The sequence below is a fragment of the Psychromonas arctica genome, assembly GCF_038155225.1.
In the GTDB taxonomy this organism is placed as follows: Bacteria; Pseudomonadota; Gammaproteobacteria; order Enterobacterales; family Psychromonadaceae; genus Psychromonas; species Psychromonas arctica_B.
The window spans coordinates 63,714-85,541 of sequence record NZ_JBAKBA010000016.1 but is presented as its reverse complement, the minus strand read 5'-3'; the positions used below and the strand labels follow the sequence as shown (position 1 = coordinate 85,541).

19 protein-coding genes and 1 tRNA gene are annotated in these 21,828 nt (G+C 36.4%); 15 read left to right on the top strand and 5 right to left on the bottom strand.

All coding sequences use genetic code 11. The annotated features are described in order from the left end of the window. Positions 1-32 precede the first annotated feature (32 nt). The 3 genes from V6255_RS08700 (at position 33) to V6255_RS08690 (ending at position 1,454) form a co-directional block, all read left to right on the top strand. Positions 33-121 (top strand) — tRNA-OTHER (locus V6255_RS08700). A 527-nt stretch (positions 122-648) separates the two neighbouring features. Then, a complete protein-coding gene (locus tag V6255_RS08695) occupies positions 649-900 on the top strand; it encodes a hypothetical protein (RefSeq protein WP_341627785.1) in 252 nt (83 codons plus the stop codon). After that, positions 897-1,454, top strand: a complete 558-nt coding sequence (locus V6255_RS08690; RefSeq protein WP_341627784.1) for an ankyrin repeat domain-containing protein — start codon at positions 897-899, stop codon at positions 1,452-1,454. Before V6255_RS08695 ends, V6255_RS08690 begins: the two co-directional genes overlap by 4 nt. A gap of 173 nt (positions 1,455-1,627) precedes the next feature. Here the strand turns inward: V6255_RS08690 and V6255_RS08685 are convergent, their stop codons facing one another. From V6255_RS08685 to V6255_RS08675, 3 genes are read right to left on the bottom strand one after another with little or no spacing between them, the layout of a single operon-like run. Continuing rightward, complete coding sequence (locus tag V6255_RS08685; protein ID WP_025563783.1) at positions 1,628-2,689, bottom strand: FecCD family ABC transporter permease; 1,062 nt, start codon at positions 2,687-2,689, stop codon at positions 1,628-1,630. Beyond that, on the bottom strand, positions 2,689-3,666 hold the full coding sequence (locus V6255_RS08680; protein WP_341627783.1) for an ABC transporter substrate-binding protein: 978 nt from the start codon (positions 3,664-3,666) through the stop codon (positions 2,689-2,691). The genes V6255_RS08685 and V6255_RS08680 overlap by 1 nt, the downstream gene beginning before the upstream one ends. Before the next feature lie 6 nt (positions 3,667-3,672). Then, the gene (locus V6255_RS08675; RefSeq protein ID WP_341627782.1) at positions 3,673-4,533 is read right to left on the bottom strand and encodes an ABC transporter ATP-binding protein; all 861 of its coding nucleotides are present in this window, start codon (positions 4,531-4,533) and stop codon (positions 3,673-3,675) included. Between the two features lie 388 nt (positions 4,534-4,921). Here V6255_RS08675 and V6255_RS08670 point away from each other — a divergent pair, with 388 nt between their 5' ends. From V6255_RS08670 to V6255_RS08655, 4 genes are all read left to right on the top strand, one after another. Continuing rightward, on the top strand, positions 4,922-6,139 hold the full coding sequence (locus V6255_RS08670) for an ammonium transporter (RefSeq protein ID WP_025563789.1): 1,218 nt from the start codon (positions 4,922-4,924) through the stop codon (positions 6,137-6,139). 251 nt (positions 6,140-6,390) lie between these two features. Beyond that, the gene (gene upp / locus V6255_RS08665; RefSeq protein WP_025563791.1) at positions 6,391-7,017 is read left to right on the top strand and encodes a uracil phosphoribosyltransferase; all 627 of its coding nucleotides are present in this window, start codon (positions 6,391-6,393) and stop codon (positions 7,015-7,017) included. A 174-nt stretch (positions 7,018-7,191) separates the two neighbouring features. Continuing rightward, entirely contained in the window at positions 7,192-8,466 is a 1,275-nt protein-coding gene (locus V6255_RS08660) for a uracil-xanthine permease family protein (RefSeq protein WP_341627781.1), read from the top strand. Positions 8,467-8,679: 213 nt separating this feature from the next. Then, positions 8,680-11,094 (top strand): DNA polymerase II, encoded by a 2,415-nt coding sequence (locus V6255_RS08655; RefSeq protein ID WP_341627780.1) that lies wholly within the window; start codon positions 8,680-8,682, stop codon positions 11,092-11,094. Between the two features lie 299 nt (positions 11,095-11,393). Here V6255_RS08655 and V6255_RS08650 read toward each other — a convergent pair whose 3' ends face one another. Continuing rightward, complete coding sequence (locus V6255_RS08650) at positions 11,394-12,446, bottom strand: aldo/keto reductase (RefSeq protein ID WP_341627779.1); 1,053 nt, start codon at positions 12,444-12,446, stop codon at positions 11,394-11,396. Positions 12,447-12,818: 372 nt separating this feature from the next. On the opposite strand from V6255_RS08650, the gene V6255_RS08645 reads away from it, so the two are divergent. The 3 genes from V6255_RS08645 (at position 12,819) to V6255_RS08635 (ending at position 14,611) form a co-directional block, all read left to right on the top strand. Beyond that, positions 12,819-13,058, top strand: coding sequence for a PA3496 family putative envelope integrity protein (locus V6255_RS08645; RefSeq protein WP_025563799.1), 240 nt, complete (start codon positions 12,819-12,821; stop codon positions 13,056-13,058). Between the two features lie 649 nt (positions 13,059-13,707). After that, a complete protein-coding gene (locus V6255_RS08640; protein ID WP_341627778.1) occupies positions 13,708-14,232 on the top strand; it encodes an NAD(P)H-dependent oxidoreductase in 525 nt (174 codons plus the stop codon). A 37-nt stretch (positions 14,233-14,269) separates the two neighbouring features. Then, on the top strand, positions 14,270-14,611 hold the full coding sequence (locus tag V6255_RS08635; RefSeq protein WP_341627777.1) for a DUF1294 domain-containing protein: 342 nt from the start codon (positions 14,270-14,272) through the stop codon (positions 14,609-14,611). Between the two features lie 245 nt (positions 14,612-14,856). Here the strand turns inward: V6255_RS08635 and V6255_RS08630 are convergent, their stop codons facing one another. Beyond that, positions 14,857-15,483, bottom strand: coding sequence for a hypothetical protein (locus V6255_RS08630; RefSeq protein ID WP_341627776.1), 627 nt, complete (start codon positions 15,481-15,483; stop codon positions 14,857-14,859). Between the two features lie 227 nt (positions 15,484-15,710). Here V6255_RS08630 and V6255_RS08625 point away from each other — a divergent pair, with 227 nt between their 5' ends. The 5 genes from V6255_RS08625 (at position 15,711) to V6255_RS08605 (ending at position 21,755) form a co-directional block, all read left to right on the top strand. Further along, positions 15,711-17,699 (top strand): DNA topoisomerase III, encoded by a 1,989-nt coding sequence (locus V6255_RS08625; RefSeq protein ID WP_341627775.1) that lies wholly within the window; start codon positions 15,711-15,713, stop codon positions 17,697-17,699. A gap of 51 nt (positions 17,700-17,750) precedes the next feature. Then, the gene (locus V6255_RS08620; RefSeq protein ID WP_341627774.1) at positions 17,751-18,170 is read left to right on the top strand and encodes a DUF3010 family protein; all 420 of its coding nucleotides are present in this window, start codon (positions 17,751-17,753) and stop codon (positions 18,168-18,170) included. Between the two features lie 312 nt (positions 18,171-18,482). Continuing rightward, complete coding sequence (locus V6255_RS08615) at positions 18,483-18,887, top strand: hypothetical protein (protein WP_025563811.1); 405 nt, start codon at positions 18,483-18,485, stop codon at positions 18,885-18,887. Positions 18,888-19,422: 535 nt separating this feature from the next. Further along, positions 19,423-20,001 (top strand): HupE/UreJ family protein, encoded by a 579-nt coding sequence (locus V6255_RS08610; RefSeq protein ID WP_425355917.1) that lies wholly within the window; start codon positions 19,423-19,425, stop codon positions 19,999-20,001. Between the two features lie 368 nt (positions 20,002-20,369). Next, positions 20,370-21,755, top strand: coding sequence for a PepSY domain-containing protein (locus V6255_RS08605; RefSeq protein ID WP_341627773.1), 1,386 nt, complete (start codon positions 20,370-20,372; stop codon positions 21,753-21,755). Positions 21,756-21,828: the final 73 nt, after the last annotated feature.

Sequence of the window (21,828 nt, the reverse complement as noted above, 5' to 3'; positions counted from 1 at the left end):
CTTTAATTTTGTAAAAAAGATCAAAACACAATTCCTCTTTAACTCAGTTGGTAGAGCAACTGACTGTTCTCTTTTTAAGGTATAGCGTGTGTCGCTGGTTTAAGCCCAGCAAGAGGAGCCACATTTAAAAGCCTACTCGTTTGAGTAAGATTTTTTTGCTTTAATTTTGTAAAAAAGATCAAAACACAATTCCTCTTTAACTCAGTTGGTAGATCAACTGACTGTCCTCTTTTTAAGGTATAGCGTGTGTCGCTGATTCAAGCCCAGCAAGAGGTGTCGCATTTAAAAGTCTATTCATTGAATAGGCTTTTCTCCTAAAATTCAGGAGTAGTTCAACAGACTAACAAAAAAACATTCCCCTTTAGCTTTGTTGGTAGATCAATAGATTGTCCTACTGTGAAAGGATCGTGTGTATCAATGGCTCAAGCTCAATAGAGTGGATATATTTAAAGACTTACTTATTGAGTATTTTTTGCTTAGTGGTTATGCACTTCAAGGTTGAATCTGCCAACCTTTCCCTAGGGTAGTATTTGATTTCATTGATAGGCATGACTTAACCTACTACAGATGCAGATATCGTTATTGTAGAGATTAAAGCATAATAAGATAAATGTATTAAAGCAGTTGAAACTTATGGGAATAATTACAATGGATGTTAAAGAAAAATTATTAACAAATCTTAAATGCTTTAATAGATTTTTATTAATTTTAAGTCTGTGTTTGACAAGTGCATGTAGTTTTGGAGGTAAAGTTAAAAAAAATAACTATTTTGATAGTAATATGACTTTACTACTTAATGAAATCGAGAAGGGTGATAAGTTTACATCTGAACAGCTTATTAAAAATGGCTTTAATTTAAATAGTTATGGCAAAGAAGGGATTACTCCTCTTTTTTCTTGATTATCAATAAAGACTTAAATGCTATTGAACTAGCATTACAACTTGGCGCAGATCCTAATTTTATTTCCGGTAATAATGATCATCCTATTGCTTATATTGTTGGAGATGGTGACGATAAGATTTTAGAATTACTGCTTAAATATGGTGGAAACGCAAACGCTGTTGATCATAATGCTTACCCTGTTATCTTTAGAGCAATTGGCCACGATAATTGGAATCATATTAATATGTTATTAGAATTTGGTGCTGACCTAAATAGAGCCGAACCAGGTGGTGATAACGCTCCTTTATATTCAACATCATTAAATAAATTCGAAATATGTTATCAACTGATCAAGATGGGAGCTGCTTATAATAAACCTAATTCTGCTGGTGTAACTATTGCGTATCAAATTGAGAGTAAGCTATCAAAAAATCTTCTAAGCTCTGAATTTGAAGCTTATGGTTGGGCTATCAAAACAAAAGAGCTCTTAATTAGTAAGGGAATTAAGTTTCCCCCATATTCACCTAAAGACGTTCGTGAAAGATTAAAAAACGGTCAATCTATTAATTAAATTAATAGATTGTTTTATTCGTTTTGACATATATTGATGACAGTGTACTTAAACAGCGAAGAATAGTGGTTAAATCAATTTATAATTAGGTTGTTAATACCCTCACTGGCTTCATATAACTGTCTTATGAGCAATATTATATTCCTGAGCCTTCTTTCTAAAATTTACGGTTTTTAAAAAGCCACATTACGACGTTGTCGCATTAAGAACACAAAAGCGATACCGCCTGCTAGACCTGTTAAAATACCAATAGGCATATCTTCTGGTGGAATAATAATTCTTGCTACTATGTCTGCAAAGACTAAAAATAGCGCACCTAATAAAGCTGATAACGGTAGAATTTTACGATAGTCACCACCCACTAACAAACGGACGATATGCGGTACCATTAAGCCTACAAAGCCTATCACGCCAGAGAAAGCAACTGCAGCGCCCGTTAGCAGGGCACACACCACAATGACGATTAAGCGGAAGCGTTGTACAGGCACACCTAAGGTACTCGCTGTTTCATCGCCTAGCATCATGGCATTTAGGTATCTTGCTTTATAAATAAGATAGCTTGCCCCTAGTAACAAAGTAATAAATGGAAACCAAAGTTGGTTCCATTGTGCTAAGCCTAATCCACCCAACATCCAAAAAATAACCGTATGTGATGCGCGGTGGTCGCCCATGAAGATAAATAAGTTACCTAATGCGGTGAGTACAAATGCTACCGCGACACCTGCAAGTACTAATCTACCTGCGCTGTTAGCCATAGAGAAGTTAGCCACGCCTAATACTAAAAACATAGCAAACAAAGCCCCAATAAAGGCGAATACAGGCACAGTTACTAGCCCTAAAATCATACCAGTGTGTAATAACGCAATAATAGCGCCTAAAGCTGCCCCAGAAGAAATCCCCAATAAATGTGGATCTGCAAGCGGATTACGGGTGATCGATTGCAATGCAGCACCAACTACAGCAAGCGTAGCCCCTACAATAGCGGCTAGAATAGTGCGAGGGAAACGGACTGCCCATACAATATTTTCACGCCCTATGGACCAATTAGGTAAACTATTGGAAAAGGATAGCTTATGAGCAATCACTCCCCACACTGTTGATTGTGAAATAGGTACAGAGCCAACACCAATTGCGATACCCATTGAGATAATGAGTAGTCCAGCTAAGCCCACTAATAGCAAACCTAATGGTATATTTGAAAAGCTTAGCTTTTTAGATGAAGGTAGCTTTTTCATTATTCCGTTCTAAACGCTTTAGCTAAACGTTTGATGGCTTGAATATTTCTTGGGCCTGGTGTTGCTTCAACATATTCTAAAATAACAAAACGATTATTTTTTACAGCGGGAATATCTTTAAGCCCCGAATGGTTGCGCAGGAAATTAATTTTTTGCTGTGCCGTTACGTCACCGTAATTCACAATCGCGATAACTTCCGGTGCTCGGTCAATAACAGATTCCCAGCCGACTTGTATCCAACTTTTTTGTACATCATCAATAATATTTTTACCGCCAGCTGCCTCAATTAATGCCGTTGGCATACCGTGCATTCCTGATGTAAAAGGTTGCTCTTCACCTGAGTCATAGACGAATACTTTGGTCGGATGATCAAGTGGTGCTAAATTAGCTTGGAAGTCTTTTAATTCTTTTTTATAGCCTGTAACTAGTTTATTAGCGCGTTCTTCAACATTAAAAATATGACCTAGATTGGTTAAGTCATCATAAAGATCATCCATTGAGACTTTAGGTTTCTTCATAATATGAATACAACTTTCACTTAATTCATAAACTTTTATACCTAACGGCGTTAGCGTATCTGGAGTAACACCTCCACCAACACGCATGCCATAGTTCCAACCTGCAAAATAGAAGTCAGTGTCTGCGCCTAGTAACACTTCTTTCGTTGGATATTTAGGAGAAAGCTCTGGTAATTCTCCGATACCAGCACGTAAAACAGGATCGAGTGTTTTCCAACCAGAAATGCCTGTCACACCTACCATACTGTCTTGTAAACCAAGTGCTAACATCATTTCTGTTAAATTCACATCATTTGACACTGCCGCCTTTGGCTTATGATCAAAAGTGACAATACGATCGCAGCTTTCTACATTAATAGGATAATGCGCAGTATCTCTCTGCGCTGCATATACGGTATTGACTAATAAGCTCGTTAATACAATGGCGGTATACTTAAATGGTGCATTAACGTGAATCATGGTTAATTAATCCTGTTGGTTATTTGTATAAAAAGAAAATCGCGGACGTCGCGTTATTGGGTGTTGGTCAATAATAGTTTTAACTTCAAATACATGTTCAATTTGTTGTTCTGTAAACGCTTCATTTGCGGCAGAATAACCTTGCATCTGCCCATCTTTCATCACCAGTACACGATCTGCATAAGCGGCTGCCAGTGATAAATCATGTAAAGAGACAATGATAGTGCAAGGTAATGTAGATAATAATTCAAGCACTTCAAGCTGATGGCGAATGTCTAAATGATTGGTGGGTTCATCTAGAATCAAAATATCTGGACCTTGTACTAAAGCGCGAGCGATCATAACGCGTTGTCGTTCGCCGCCAGATAAAGCGTTAAAGTTACGCTCAATAAGATGAGAGACATCCAATAATGCTAATACACTTTCAATGGCTTCACTATCTTCAGCGGTGCGCTTCCAACTGGTTGACTTAGGGGTTAATCCAATTTCAACCATCTCAAATACACTCAAACCAAATTCTGCTCCTGTATCTTGTAATACCGTTGCAATACGCTGAGCACAGGTACGAGCAGGTAATGACCAAATATCCTTTCCATCCATTAAAACTTGGCCTGAAGAAGGTTTATTAACACGATATAAGCAACGTAATAAACTGGTTTTACCTGAACCGTTAGGGCCGACTACGGCAACAAATTCAGTCGGATTAACGGTAATACTAATGGGGTGAAGTAATGGAGTGTGTTTATAGGGAGACCAAGCTAGGTTTTTTAACTCAAACGCTGCCGGTTTACAATCTGCAAAGCATGATAATGAGGTCGCATTTTCTGACCTTTTTGTGTCGTTATTAGTAGATGAATTATTTAGCAAAGCAAGTAGAGTCCTATAACGACTAAGGTATTAAAAAGCACATGTTTAAAAATGGACACATATTAAATAGGACTATACGTAAGGCGTTTTATATAAACAAGTGAAGAGGCTTGAGTAATTTTCATTATCAATTGAAATTAATCAATATAAGCCATTTATTTTGGGATTGATGTTTTTTATTTAAACTGAATTAACTTAAGTAAATGTATTGTTTTTATAAAGCAAGTAAACCTTCGCATTATTCTTATCGTATTTTTATTTCGATTGTTGATTTTGAATCAAATAAACGCTCAAAAATCACATAAAACGACATAAAACTATGTTAAGTAGGGGGCCGATAAGTTATGGTTCTGCACAATTTTTTTTAAGGACTTTTGAGAGGGAATTTATGGAGTCAGTACAAAATCACGTCACAGCATTAATCAGTAGTGCGGATACTTTGTTTATATTATTAGGCGCAATCATGGTTTTTGCCATGCACGCAGGCTTTGCTTTTTTAGAAGTCGGCACCGTTCGCCATAAAAACCAAGTTAATGCATTAGTTAAAATCATGTCCGACTTTGGTGTGTCAGCTTTAGTCTATTTCTTCTTTGGTTATTGGTTAGCTTATGGTGTGACATTCTTTGATGGCGCTGCAGTACTTGCTGAAAATAACGGTTATGAATTAGTGAAGTTTTTCTTTTTGATGACGTTTGCTGCTGCTATCCCGGCGATTATATCTGGTGGTGTTGCTGAGCGCGCTAAGTTTAACCCGATGCTAATTGCTGCTGCATTATGTGTTGGTCTTGTTTATCCTTTCTTTGAAGGTTTAATTTGGAACGGTAATTACGGCTTTCAAGAGTGGTTAGAAGTTAACTTCGGTGCGGGTTTCCATGACTTTGCTGGCTCTATTGTTGTACACGCAGTAGGTGGTTGGATTGCTTTTGCTGCGATTATTGTTTTAGGTAGTCGTAATGGTCGTTACCGTAACGGTAAAGTCGTTGCGTTTGCACCTTCGAACATTCCTCTATTAGCATTAGGTGCATGGATACTGTCTATTGGTTGGTTTGGTTTTAACGTGATGTCTGCACAAGCAATTGAAGGCATTAGTGGTTTAGTGGCAATGAACTCTTTAATGGCGATGGTTGGCGGTATTATTAGTTCTCTTGTTATTGGTAAAAAAGATCCTGGTTTCATTCATAATGGCCCATTAGCTGGTTTAGTCGCTGTTTGTGCTGGTTCTGATTTAATGCATCCGATCGGCGCTTTAATGACGGGGCTGGTTGCTGGTGGACTATTTGTTTGGGTATTTACCTACGTACAAAATAAATTTGCTCACTTTGACGATGTGTTAGGTGTATGGCCGTTACATGGACTGTGTGGTTTATGGGGTGGTGTTGCTGCTGGTATATTCGGACTTGAAGCCTTTGGTGGTTTAGGCGGTGTTACTTTTATGAGCCAATTAATAGGTTCTTTAGCGGGTGTCTTATTTGCTGTTGTTGGCGGCTTCATTGTTTATAAAACAGTCAATGCCATCATGCCTATTCGCCTTAGTGAAGAAGATGAATTTAATGGTGCGGATGTAGCGATTCATAAAATTGGCGCGACTAACTTAAATAATAACTAAGTTTTATATTATTTATGACACCATTTATTACGTTATTTATTATATTCAGACACACATTGAAGTGTACTTTGAATATTGAAATGTTTTAAATCAAAAGGCTAAGAAGAAATTCTTGGCCTTTTTGCTTTAAAAATTGACTAATTTTAACAAAAAAGTGCGTTTTCAATTTATAATGATACAGCACATAATTTGATTCATTTTATATTGTTATTATCAGCCGATTTTAAATTTTACCCATTTGGAGAAATATCATGAAAGTAGTTGAAGTAAAACATCCCCTGATCCAACATAAATTAGGTTTATTACGTGAAGCGGATATTAGTACCAAACGTTTTCGTGAGTTAGCACGTGAAGTTGCCAGTTTATTAACCTATGAAGCAACGAAAGATTTAGAACTAGAAGCGGTAACAATCCAAGGTTGGGAAGGTGAGTTAGAAGTTCAACAAATCGCAGGTAAAAAAGTAACAGTAGTGCCTATTTTACGTGCAGGTTTAGGCATGATGGATGGTGTTTTAGATTATATTCCAAGTGCAAAAGTAAGTGTTGTTGGTATCTACCGTGATGAAGAAACACTAGAGCCTGTTCCTTACTTCCAAAAATTAGTAAGCCAAATTGATCAACGTTTAGCCTTAGTCGTCGACCCAATGTTAGCGACTGGTGGCTCAATGATTTCAACATTAGACCTTATCAAAGAAAGTGGTTGTACTAATATTAAAGTTTTAATTTTAGTCGCGGCACCAGAAGGTCTAAAAGCATTAGAAGCTGCACATCCTGATATTGAAGTTTACACCGCGTCTATCGATTCACACTTGAATGAAAGTGGTTACATCGTTCCGGGTTTAGGCGATGCTGGCGATAAAATATTCGGCACTAAATAAGCTCTGTAAGCTCTATAAAAAACTGATAATTAGTGCGAAGCAATAAGTACTAAAGGTAATTAATAAGGCAGCTCATCGCCTTATTAATATATTGAGCATGTTTATTTAACAGAATGTTTAAGTCTACGTGCTCAAAGACAAATTTTAACTGCAAATTATTAAAGGGAATTATTCATGTCTGACATCGCTTCAGAAGAACAATCCAAACAACCTGAACAAGATATTACTGCCAACCTTAATGTATTTCAGCAATTACTAGCGGGTTCTCAAATGTTATTTGTTGCCTTTGGTGCATTGGTATTAATGCCTTTGATCACAGGTTTAGATCCTAATGTTGCTTTATTTACTGCTGGTATTGGTACGCTGTTATTTCATTTGGTGACCAAAGGTCAAGTACCTATCTTCTTAGCCTCTTCTTTTGCTTTTATTGCACCGATTGCTTATGGCGTTCAAACGTGGGGTATTCCAGCCACTATGTCTGGTTTATTTGCCGCGGGTGTTGTTTACATGCTGATGTCTTTCGCAGTAAAACTCAAAGGTGTTGAGTTTATTCATCGCTTATTACCGCCTGTTGTAGTTGGTCCTGTGATCATGGTAATCGGTCTTGGTTTAGCCCCTGTCGCTGTGAATATGGCATTGGGTAAAACCGGTGATGCAAGCATAGTTTTAATTGATCAAAATACCGCTATGATCATCTCTTTTGCGTCTTTAATTACTACCTTGATCGTCTCGACATTGGCAAAAGGTATTTTTAAACTAGTGCCTATTTTTTGTGGTGTGATTGTTGGTTACTTGTTATCGCTGTTTTTTGGTATTTTAGATTTCACTGTGATATCTAATGCAGCATGGTTAAGTGTTCCACAGTTTGTTGCACCTGAATGGAATTGGCATGCTGTGTTGTTTATGATTCCTGTTGCTATTGCCCCTGCTGTTGAACATGTTGGTGATATCCTTGCTATCAGTAATGTCACGGGTAAAAACTACCTGAAGAAACCAGGGTTACACCGCACCTTATTTGGTGATGGTATTGCGACTAGTGCTGCGTCATTGTTTGGTGGACCACCTAATACCACTTACTCTGAAGTAACTGGCGCGGTTATGTTGACACGTAACTTTAACCCTAAAATTATGATGTGGGCGGCGGTTGTTGCTATTCTACTTGCCTTTGTTGGTAAGTTTGGTGCGGTATTACAAACCATTCCTGGTGCGGTAATGGGCGGTATCATGATGTTGTTATTTGGTACGATTGCCTCTGTGGGTTTAAATACGATGATTCGTCATCGTGTTGATTTATCGCAACCACGTAATATGTGTATTGTGTCAGTTACCTTGGTGTTTGGTATTGGCGGTATGGCATTAGGAATTGGTTCATTTAGCTTACAAGGTGTCAGCCTTTGTGGGATAGTGGCCATTTTACTTAATCTAGTATTACCGCGTCATCGCGCATAACGCTTCGTCGTTAATCTAGGTTGTAAAAGTAAGGGGCATTCGTGCTCCTTATTTATTTTTTAGCCTTAACCCTAAATTTTTTAATGCTCTGTATTTTTCCCCAATATGTATATTTGCCATTAAACCTTTAACATTAAAAATTAATGTCAATAAGCTATAGCTTATTCTCATAAATAATGACCTTTTCTCATAAACTGCTTTATGATGCACCCTATGAATGAATCTTCTATTACTTCCCTATCTGGTTTGATTTTATCACGTCAGCAAATTGAGACTGCGAATGGCGTTGATCTTGTTTTTTGGTTAAGTACCGAACGCGGACCTTGTCGACTTGTTATTCCACAGCAGCGTTATGTTTTCTTAATTGAACAAGATCAACTTGAACAAGCAGAAGCGATTTGGAAACAAGAAAATTGCCAGCCTAACTTTATCCGTCCACTTGATATTAAAACCTTTAATGGTAAAAAAGTTTGCGCTGTTTATACCTTTCAGCAACAGCTACATAAATGGTGCCAATTAGCATTGATGCAGCAAAGCATTGCCACTTATGAAGGTGATATTAAACTCAGTGACCGTTACTTAATGGAGCGGTTTATTTATGGCTTGGTGAAAGTGTCAGGACAGATAGAGTGGCTAGGAAGCTATTGGTCGTGTCAGCATGCAACCATTGCGAGTGAGACCGATCCTGATGTTATCAAAGCGAATGTGACATTAAAAATGGTGTCATTGGATGTTGAGTGTAGCCCGCAAAGTGAGTTGTATAGTATTGCATTAAGCATGGGGAATGTTGGGCAGAAAAAACAAGCACACCATACCGTCTTGATGATTGGCAAACCGCAAGCCGCCACCGATATCAATATCATCTGGGTTAAAGATGAACGGGCATTATTATCACAATTAATAACTTGGTTTGAGCGCTATGATCCCGATGCCATTATTGGTTGGGCTGTTGCTAACTTTGACATGCGTTTATTAGCAAAACGAGCACAACTATTAAATGTGCCTTTAACGATTGGTCGTGATGGCAGCGCATTAAAATGGCTGACACACCGAGATGACCCTGAATCTGGTTCGGTCATCTTAAATGGTCGGGTTGTGTTAGATGGTATTGATGCCTTAAAGAACGCAAGTTTACATTTTGAAAGTTATAGCTTGGAGTTTGTGAGCCAAAGCTTATTTGGTGAAGGTAAATTAATTGCGACCAATAGCGATAAAGGCTTGGAAATAAAGCGCCAATTTGAGCAAGAGCCGTTAACACTTGCTCGTTATAATTTACAAGATTGTTTATTAGTAGAACGCATTTTTGAAGATAAGCAATTAGCAGAATATACGATTCAACGAGCTAGGTTAACCGGCTTGATGTTAGAAAGGCGTGGTGCCTCGGTGGCTGCATTTATTAACTTATACTTACCTTTATTACACCGTAGTGGTTACATCGCACCTAACCTAGGAGACGTACAAGCACAGCATTCACCTGGTGGATTTGTCATGGACTCCATTCCTGGTTTATATGAATGGGTATTAGTGCTGGATTTTAAGTCTTTGTATCCGAATATTATTCGTAGCTTCAAAATTGACCCATTAGGGATGGTAGAAGGGTTGCTAGAAGCTGAAGATAAAACCATTCCTGGTTTTAGAGGGGCTCGATTTAGCCGTACAGAACATCACTTACCCGGTATTATAAATACCTTAACGAGTGCACGAGAACAGGCAAAGAAAGAAAAAAATAACGCCTTCCAACACGCAATCAAAATTATCATGAACAGTATGTACGGGGTATTAGGCTCTGCAGGTTGTCGATTCCATGATACGCGATTGGCGAGTTCGATCACCTTACGCGGCCATCAAATTATGCAACAAACTGCGCGCTTTATTGAAAGCAAAGGGCAGCAAGTTATTTATGGCGATACTGATTCTACTTTTGTTTATTTAAAAGATTGTAAAAATCTACAGCAAGCAAATGAAATAGGGAAACAGTTAGCAATTGATATTAATCAGCATTGGGAAGCCCTATTGCGCGATGAGTTTGATTTAGATTGCTTTTTAGAAATTGAATTCGAAACGGCATTTTCTAAGTTTTTTATGCCAACGTTACGTGGGCAAGATACGGGATCTAAAAAACGTTATGCGGGATTAACTGCGACAGAGTCTGGCGAAAAAATGGTGTTTAAAGGGTTAGAAACGGTACGTTCAGATTGGACTGAGTTGGCACAAACCTTTCAAAAAACATTGTATCAAAAAGTTTTTGCAGAAATGCCTGTCGATGAATATATCACCGACACGATTGAACAATTAAAACAAGGATTGTTAGACGATAAATTGGTCTATCACAAACGTCTACGTCGGCCATTAGCTGATTATGTGAAAAACATTCCTCCTCAAGTAAGGGCGGCGCGGTTAGCTGATCAACAAAATGCGGCATTAGGTTTGCCTTTACGTTATCAACGAAACGGTCGTATTGGTTACTTATTAACGGTTAATGGCCCAGAGCCTCAGGAATATTGTCATTCTGACATTGATTATCAGCAATATATCGACAAGCAATTAAAACCGATTGCAGAGGCGATTTTACCCATCTTAGGTAAAGATTTTAATCTTATTACGTCAGACCAAATGTCGTTATTTTAAATAACTATACTTTAATTCCAATACATCAACTCAAATACTTCAATTGATTCAATCTTCAATTTTTTGAATTGATAGGCTTTAAATTATAAGAGGGAAGTTAAATGCTAAAGCCGATGCTTAAAGGAAAGAATCCAATAGAGTATCGGCTTGATGTTAAGGCTGAAGTGATTAAATTCCCTACTATTAGTTAAGTTGATTATTAACGAATAAAATAAAAGATTAACCAAAAAATCAACCTAAAAATTAAATAAGTCTAGTAAATAAGTCTAGTAAATAAGCCTAGTCGCTTAACCAGTCACTTAATAAGGCGCAGGATATAATTTTATGACGGCACTTATATCCGACAGAGCTTGTTCTGATAACGGATCTTTAAAGGCATTAATATTTTCTTTCAACTGTGCCATCGTTGTTGCGCCAATAATAGTTGAAGTTACACCATCAACTTGGTCACACCATTTCAATGCTAACTCTGCAGTAGTGATGCCATTAGCCATTGCAATTTCTTGATAAGCTTTTATTGCTGCTTCACTCGTTTCAGTATCTCTATATAAACCATTGCGCTGTTGAAGTGTCCAGCGACTCCCCTCAGGACGTGCGCCATTAAGGTACTTGCCACTCAACATACCTGTTGCTAATGGTGACCAAGGTAAATAAGCGATATTTTCATGCACACAGTTTTCAATTAAATATGGCCAATCTTTCGCATGCAATAAACTAAACTCATTTTGAATAGAGACCATGCGCGGTAGGTTATGTTGTTCGCTGAGTTTTAAGAAGCTATTAATGCCCCATGGGGTATCGTCAGACAAGCCGCAATGGCGAATTTTTCCTGCTTTCACACATTTTTCTAAACCTTGTAAAATATCTAACATCGATTCAGTTTGTTCTGTGCTATCACTATCAGAAAATTTAAAATGATTTGGTGCATTACGACCAAAATGAGGCGTTTGACGGTTTGGCCAATGCAATTGATAAAGGTCGATGTAATCTGTCTGTAATCGCTTTAAAGAGGCTTCTACTGAACTGATAACCGTTTCGCCTGTAATAGGACCTCCTTCTCTTACCCAAGGCAAACCTGGCCCTGCAATTTTAGACGCTAATATGATGTCTTTACGTTGGCTGCTATTATTTTTCAAATAATGCCCAATAATTGATTCTGTTTTACCGTAAGTCTCTGCAGAAGGTGGAACCGCATACATTTCTGCAGTATCAATAAAGTTAATATCTTGTGCTAATGCGTAGGCAATTTGTTGGTCGGCATCTTGCTGATTATTTTGTAATCCCCAAGTCATACTGCCTAAACAAACACGAGAAACGGATTCGTCACTACTGCCTAAAGTTGAAAACTGCATATTCACCCTTTTATAATTATCGAAATTAGTCTGCTAATGTAACTGCAAATGGCCCTTTTGTATATTACCTGTGAGAGGTGGTCGGAGCATTAAGCTGAACTTATAAATATGATAAAAGAATTGATCATTAATGGTCGAAATTATCATCAAAATAACGTTTTAATCTCATATTTTATAGAAATTGAATTTTAAGTTAATCTAAATTGAATATTTTTATTGAATTTTTTGAATAATGCGTTAAAAAGAGAGGGTATAGTTTTTTATTTAATTGAAGATAAAAAACGCCTATACGTTACGTGTTAAAAACAATTTTTTTGTAGTTATAAAAAGCCGATAAAGGCTTAGCAATACTGTCATGATTGGAGAACTAAAATGACAAATACCAACACAAACTCTCTACAAACTGAAGACGATGATGTACAAGATGTGAATGACTTTTTTACTGAAGACGATTGGGATGAAGACAATTCTTCAACTAAAAAGAAACAAGCATTAATGAATGATAGAAAAAGAGGGCGAGTTCGCCGTAGCATTGAAGAAATTAAAGAAAGAAGACGTTTAAAAGATTTGTTAGGTGATGATTACGACGATTTAGATTACCTCGACAGTTAAAGATTTAGACTGATAAGCTCTATTGTCTTTGTAATAAGGCGTTTCAAGAAATCATGCATTTATATCTTATGCTTTTGATAACGACCTAAATGAAATTACACGGGATATAGCAATTTTATCTGTTATTAAAAAGGTTGATGGAAACATTAGCCTTTTTTTTCGTCTATTTTTTGTGATTGGTATTACTGTGCGATTAAATGAAGTTGTTGAAACAGGTTAAACATGTTTAAAAGATTTAAAGTCTACATTCAATGATCGATTCAAATGAAAAGGTTCTTTTTAGAGGGTTTTTTACAGAGTGTTAATTGGATCGTTAAACTTACTATTAGTTTTCGATAATGATATCAATTATCAGCTCTATATGATCTAATGTCGTGCGTTTAAAGTAGTGATAATTGAAAGAGTATAGTCATTGCTTTTTTCTATATTTAATAAAAATAAGTGGATAACACGTTTGCTTACAAATATATTATTAGCATTGATTTACAGTTACATAGTAGTAACATGACCATTATATTATGACATTTTTATTACATGAAAAGTGTAATGACAGATAAAATTAGTTATTCATTAAGTGATATTTCATACCTCGACCCTTATAGTTTTTTATTCAGCTATTGAGTGGCATCGGTATCATAAGGAGCTCAACATGAAAGTACTCGCATTTGCTGCCAGTAACTCAGAAAATTCTATCAACCATAAATTAGCAGATTACACTGCAAATCTAATCCCAGATGCCGACGTCGAGTTATTAAACATTAATGACTTTGAAATGCCTATTTATAGTATTCAACGTGAAGTGCAATTAGGTAAACCAAAACAAGCACAAGATTTCTATGACAAAATTACAGAAGCTGATGCTTTAATTATCTCTTTTGCAGAACATAATGGTTCTTATACTGCTGCTTATAAAAACCTGTTTGATTGGACTTCTCGTATTGATATGAAGGTATACCAAGACAAACCTGTTTTAATGTTAGCGACTTCTCCAGGACCTGGTGGTGCATCTTCTGTATTAGGCTCTGCTGTTGGTTCGGCAACTTATTTTGCCGCAGATGTAAAAGGATCTTTATCCGTCCCTAACTTTTTTGATAACTTTGATATTGTGACGAATCAAGTCGTTAGTGTAGAAATCAAAGCTGCATTATTAGCAATGGTTTCAAAATTAAAATAACAGCATTTTTAACAGTGTTAAAGGCAAACTAAATAAAATGAAAAACCTTTTATTATTGCTGACCTCCACTGCTTACATCGTTTTTATTTTTTACTACCTGTCAATACAGCGACTGCCTATGTGGTCGCTATATCTATTAGCTATTACTAACCTATTAAGTTTTATATTTTATGGTATGGATAAATTGGCAGCGATCAAGCATTGGCAAAGAACACCAGAAAAACACTTTTATGTTTTAGCACTATTATCTGGCTGGCCTGCAAGTGTATTAGGTCAAATAGTCTTTAATCACAAAACCAGCAAAGTGAGCTTTCGTCGGTGTTTTTATTTTATGAGCCTTGTTAATGCAACAACAGTGGTAGGTTATTTATTGTATTAGCCTAATAACTGATAGAGATTTAAGTGCTAATATAAGTTTAAATATTGTTCGACTACTTTAAATACAGATAAGGGCAATATTACTAAAAAGACCGAACTTCATTGCAACAAGGCGCTCCCTAAATATAACCGCTAATATTCCCCTTCAACACTGCTTCTAAATATAGCCCCTGTACACCGTTTCTAAATACAGCACCCTAATTAAGTTTCTAAATAAAGAGCTCTGAACTCTCCCTGTAAATAGTATTAAATTTCATCGGCTTCAAATGCTTCATTAGCTTTATTAAAGGCATCATTTTCAGCGCTGTTATCGTTTTTATCAAATAAATTTTCTAGTTTTTCTATGTGTTCATCCCAAAGTTCAGTGCTGCTTTTTTTGCCGTCTTTCCAAAGCTCATTGCTAGATTCTTTTCCGTTATCCCAAAGTTCTTTAGTTGCCTCTTTACTCTCATTCCAGATTTCTTCACCAGAACCTTTACCATTATCCCAAAGCGCTGTGCTTGCTTCTTTACTACCTTCCCAGATCTCTTGACCTATTTCTTTACTTTTCTGCAAGGCTTCTTTGCTCGACTCTGTGCCTAACGTTAAAATATCTTGGCTGGTTTTTTTGCTTTTCTCCCAAATTTCTTCACTGGATTTGCCTACTGCATCCCAAGACTTAGCGGGATCTGTTTTTCTCGCAGCAGAAGCGGCTATTTTAGCTCTCTCTAATAAGGTCGGTTTGGCTTCGCTTGTTTGTTGTGCTTCTGCTTGTAGATCAATCGCCATTGGCTCGCTTATTTGTTTTTCTGCCTCTTTCTCAGAGCCGCAGGCTGACAGTAATAACGCTGCGCTAAAACATAATGATGATGTTATCTTTTTTGACATTTTCATATCTCAATTCCTATGAGGTCATGCTAATTAACCAATTTCGAATAAGCTTATACAAAATAAGTCATGCTGGTTAATTTATGCGAACGATATCTTAAATATTAAGGGGCATTTTAAGAATCATTGGTGATTAGTCAAACAATAGTAAAACTAGTTGCAAATAAAGGTGCCTAAAACTTGAATTATTACACTATATAAAATACTGTTTATAAAAACAGTTGGAGTGTTCGTTGAAATTATATATTGCTGAAAAACCAAGCTTAGGACGTGCAGTTGCAGATGCACTGCCAAAACCACATCGTAAAGCTGATGGATGTATCTATACAGGCAATGGCGATGTGGTTAGTTGGTGTATTGGGCACTTATTAACACAGGTTGATCCTGAAGCCTATGATCCTAGTTTTAAACAATGGAAATTCGAACACCTGCCAATCATTCCTGAAAAATGGAAACTAAAATCTGTTGCAACCACGAGTAAACAATTAAGTATTTTAAAAAAGTTAATTAAACAAGCTGATCAGTTAGTACATGTGGGTGACCCAGACCGAGAAGGTCAACTTCTCGTTGATGAAGTCATTCATTTCAGCGGTGTAAAAGGCAATAAATTAAAACAAGTAGAGCGTTGTTTAATCAGTGATTTAACGGTTAATGCTGTTAAACGTTCATTACAACAATTACGTTCAAATCAAGATTTTATTCCTCTATCAACGTCTGCCTTAGCACGAACCCGTGCAGACTGGTTGTATGGTTTAAATTTAACGCGCGCTTATACCTTACTTGCACAAAAATCTGGTTACAAAGGTGTGATATCGGTTGGCCGAGTGCAAACACCCTTATTGGGGATAGTTGCAAGGCGTGATAAAGAAATTGAGCAGTTTGTTAGTAAGCCATTTTATGAGGTACTCGCACACTGCCAGGTTATTAACCAACAAAAAAATGAGCCTAGTTTTACTGCTAAGTGGCAACCGAGTGAGGCTTGTGCACCTTATCAGGACACCGAAGGCCGTGTATTAGTAAAGGCATTGGCAGAAAACGTAGCGGCACGTATTACTAATCAACCCGCTACAGTTAAAAGTTTTATTAATAAAAATAAAAAACAGGTCGCGCCTTTACCTTATAATTTATCTAGTCTACAAATTGATGCGGCAAAACGTTTTGGATATAGCGCACAACAAGTATTAGATGCTGCACAGGCACTTTATGAAAGGCATAAGTTAATTACTTACCCACGTTCAGATTCGCGTTATTTACCGCGTAATCATCATCAACAGGCTAAGTATGTTACTCAAGTAATTGCGAATAACGACAGTGCGATGCAAGAAGCTGTGCAAGGTGCCAATTTATCTATTAAAGGGCGTGCCTGGAATGACAGTAAAGTCGATGCGCATCACGCCATTATTCCTACGGATACCAAAAAATCAATCAACACATTGGATTTGGTTTCAAAGAATATTTACCAATTAATTGCCCGTCAGTACCTTTGCCAATTTTATGATGACTATTGTTATGCGGAATGCATTGCTGAAATAGAAATAAACCAAGGTTTGTTTGTTAGTAAAGCAAAATCAAAGCAAAGCGATGGCTGGAAAATACTGTTCCCACAAAAAGAAACTGAAAGCTTTTTACCAACGCTCAAAAAGGGGCAAGTTTTACATTGTGAGCGTGGTGAAGTGTTAGATAAAAATACACAACCTCCGGCTTTCTTTACTGATGCAACCTTGTTGGCGGCAATGAGCAATATTGCACGTTTTGTAAAAGATCCTGAGCTCAAAAAAGTACTAAAAGAAACGGATGGGTTAGGAACAGAAGCGACCAGAGCTGGGATTATTGAATTACTGTTTAAGCGTCAATTCTTACAAAGAATCGGTAAAACTATTCAGGCAACTGAGGTTGGTCGAAAGTTAATTGAAAGCTTGCCAGATAGCTTAACGTTGCCTGATATGACCGCGTTATGGGAAATGCAGTTAAATGCCATTACCCAAAAAGAACAAACTTATCAAGGCTTTGTATTTCCATTACAAGATCAGCTCGGGCATATTATAAGTAAAGCGATTGCTGATGGTCCACAAGCGTTAATTAATTTACCAGCCAGTCCCGCAGGATTTAAAAAGTCGTTTTCTAAAAGAAAATCTGCGCCTAGAAAAGCAACGGGTTTTAAGAAAATGATTAAAGCCAGTACTAACACTAAACCTAAGACTAAAAGAGCAGTGACTAAGTAAGCTTTATTAAAATACGCAATGACGTTATTAGGTATTATAAAAAGGATTATTATGAAAATATGCGGTATAGAATTAAAAGCAAGTGATGCCATTTTAGTGGTATTGGAAACTGATGAAGAGCGCTTTCATCATGTAAATTTAAAAGAGAAGAAAATTTCATTAGGTGATGGAGATGTTAATACGGACGTCTTATCTTTCAAAGAAGCGATTGATACTTTTGTTATCGATAATCAGATAGAAAAAATATTTATCAAAAAACGTGGGAAAATAGGGCGGTTTGCTGGTGGGGCAAATACGTTTAAAATGGAAGGGCTAATTCAACTATCAACGGTAGGTGAGGTAAAGTTAATCTCCCCACAAACAACCGCCGCTATGCAGAAGAAAAATAAAATTGAATTACCAACTACGCTTAATGCATATCAACATGATGCATATTTAACCGCCGTAACTGGAATGCACTTCAAGGTTTAATTTGCCACATTTTATCAATGTACCTCCAATCGTTTTTCCAAGACTTTTAAGAACACTATTTAAAATAGTGCTCTTAAAAGTGATTTATGATGAATTTTGGCGTTATCATTAATCGAGCTAAAACATAAAAGTCATTGATAAAAAAACCAAGATAATAGAAATACTAATAAAAAGTATGAATAGAGTGGTTGCTAATAGACAAAGAAATAATTAACTTAATATTGGTTGCAGAGTACTTTTAGTGCTTTATTCGTTATACTTTTATGATATTAACTTAAGTTATTTCAATTATATAAAAAGGTTTAAAATAAGATGAATGGAGCAGGTGGAAGTTCAGGTGGGGTTGGCAATTTTTTCATTGGTTTGATTATGATGTGTGGTGGCTTTTATATGCTACTTAATGCTATCACAGTAACATCCAGTTTTGGTTTTGGCTCTCGACTTTATAGCTTTAACAACTTTGGTGGTATGGGCATTACCAGTGGCATGGTTATGATTCCTTTCATTTTTGGTATTGGTCTTATTTTTTATAATGCGAGAAACATTTTAGGTTGGATCCTTTCAATTGGCTCTCTTACTGCCTTAATTTTTGGTGTTATATCTAGCGTCAGGTTTAGTATGCGCACCATGACTTCGTTTGATCTTATTGTTATTTTGGTATTGTCCGTCGGTGGACTTGGGCTATTTTTACGCTCACTAAAATCTAATAAAAGTTGATTAATATTCTTCAGTAGGGTTCTATTCTAAGGGCTTGAAGGTTATCATTTTTCTTCATTATGTTCATGATAAAAATATGATTATTGTCTAAAACAGGATTCTATTGTACTTATACCAACCACACTAATTAACTGATCTATTTTACTTGTTAAAATAACTTATTTCTTCGTTGTAAATTTCGTAAAGGGAACAACCATTAAAGAATTAACACCCTTTGGTTAATGCTCCGATAGACGATTAACGAAGTTATTCTTCGAAAGGCTCGATTTACGCCTTAAACTAAGTCATTTTTCCTACGTAAAATTTAGATCACTTAGTTAATGTAATCGGTATTAGAGAAGCTAATGAAAACATTAACCTCTCTAAGTATATAATTATGATGCTTTATCGTACTTCTTTATCATCGTTCTTCTCGCATAATTTTTTAATTTCGTTAAACTTAATGATTATTGATAGCAATATCAATAATGAAAACCATTTGTAACAAAAACTATCTGTAATAAAAATAATAACAATAAACTTCATAGGTAATCGAATGAAAAAATTATTAATAACTCTATTTGGAATCATGTTGATTCTCCCTAATTTGGCTTATGCACACACGGTTCCTGGTGCTGGTGGCTTTATGTCTGGATTTAGTCATCCTGTACTTGGATTTGATCATCTACTGGCTATGTTAAGTGTGGGTATTTTAAGTGCTCAGATGGGCGGGAAAGCAATATGGAAAATACCTGCAACTTTTGTTATCGTTATGTTGATTGGTGGCATTCTTGGTATGGAAGATGTTCAATTATTTTCTGTTGAATTAGGCATTATTTTATCAGTACTTGCATTAGGACTTTCTATTGCATCAGAGAAAAAATTTCCCGCTTTTCTAGCAATGCTGTTTGTTGGTTTTTTTGCTATTTTCCATGGTCATGCTCACGGTTCAGAAATGCCTTATTTAGCTAAACCTATGTATTATGCGCTTGGTTTTGTTATTGGAACGGCGGTTATACATATTGCTGGTGTGTTTATTGGCCTTATTTTATTGAAGCTAAAAAGTGGTGCTCAACTCTTAAGATATTTAGGTGCTGGTATTGCAGGTGTTGGTTTCCACATGCTTGTAATGTGAACCTCTTTTTTTGGTAAATAGCTTCTGTAATAGCTTTTATAAATGACTTTTTAGCTCACCCTCTATAATTCAATTTCATTTCTATTAATGCTTTAGTTAATTCATCTTCCCGTCGAAGGAAGATGAATATTTAAGATAGCTTTAAATGTTCACTGTCTTAATGTTTAAAAATAACCATTTTAAAAACAGTGTATTTTACTGTTTTAGTTGGATTTTAGAAGACTTGCTGTAGTTAATAAAAGTTAAGAACAATTAAGTCTCTATCCAATGAGTCACTTTTAATTATCATTGATTTTTTATTAATTTTTAAGCTTTCTCTACTGTCCTATAACGCTCTTAAATAATTTAATATTCAAATAGGACTTTTAATGACTTCTAATAAATCTTTTTATATGTCAGTTTGGCGATGGCACTTCTACGCAGGTTTATATTCAATCCCTTTCCTTATGATGTTAGCTATTACTGGCTTAATTATGCTTTATTCGCCTGTGGCTGAACGTTGGACAAATCAAGATTTATATTATGTAGATCAAGTGAATAACTCTCCTATTAGTTTTGATAAGCAAAAAGATTTGGTTGTGGCAGCTTACCCTGAAGATCAAATTAAAACGTTATTTGTACCTAATGACATCAATGAAGCAACTCGTTTCCAAGTCATTCAAAATGGTGAAGCTTATTCTGTTTTTGTAGACCCTTATCAAGAAAAGGTATTAGGAGAGCTCGGCATTTCTGATTCAATATATGCTTGGGCTGATGATACACATGGTACTTTTATGCTCGGATTGACGGGTGATAGAATGATTGAAATAGCGGTTAGTTTTACGATCCTATTGGTGATCACTGGTGTATTTTTATGGTGGCCTCGTAGTGGTATGACATTTAAGGAAGCATTGTCTATTACCCGTCATAAAGGGCGATTATTTTGGCGAAATTTACATTCTGTTATTGGAGTTTGGCTTTCAGTTATTTTGATCTTCTTTTGTTTGTCAGGTCTGGCTTGGGCGAGTGTATGGGGAGGTTCTTTGTTGCAAGCTTGGAGTACTTTCCCAATGGGTAAAAGTGCCAAAAATGTATCATCGACACTAACGCACCAAGATTTAAATGTGAAAGGCCTTAAGCAAGTGCCATGGGGACTGGAGCAATCTACATTACCTGAATCAGATTCAGAAATTGTTCAAGCAGTTAATAAATCTACAACAGCAGCAAACATACCTCATATGACATTAGATAATATCGTTTTTGCCGCCAAAGAAATAGGGTTTACACAATTCCAAGTTTTTATTCCTCAAAGCGAAACAGGTGTATTTACTGCATCAGCTAGCTCAATGAGTAAAGATATTGAAAATGCAACGGATGATCGTACTGTGCATTTCGATCAATACACGGGTGAAGTGTTGGCTGACGTCGGTTATGAAGATTATAGCTTAGCTGCAAAGGCGATGGCGGTAGGTATTTCATTACACATGGGACAGTGGGGAATTTGGAATTATATTGTTAATACACTTTTTTGTTTGGGGATTATAACTATTTGTATTACTGGTGTGGTTATGTGGTGGATTCGTCGCCCAACGAGCAAGGTTCGATTAGGCGCACCAACAAAACCTAAAAATCTTACTACATGGAAGCAGGCGGTATGGTTTATTTTACCTGTTTCATTATTGTTTCCTTTAGGGGCAGCGGCAATGATTGGTGTTTTAATATTTGATCGAATCTTATTATTCACTATTCCTAAAGCACGAGCACTGTTTGACTAGAAGCCATTTAAGCTTATTAAACTAAGCTATATTAGGCAATTCAAACCTAAGTCATAAGTAAAACCTAAAGAGG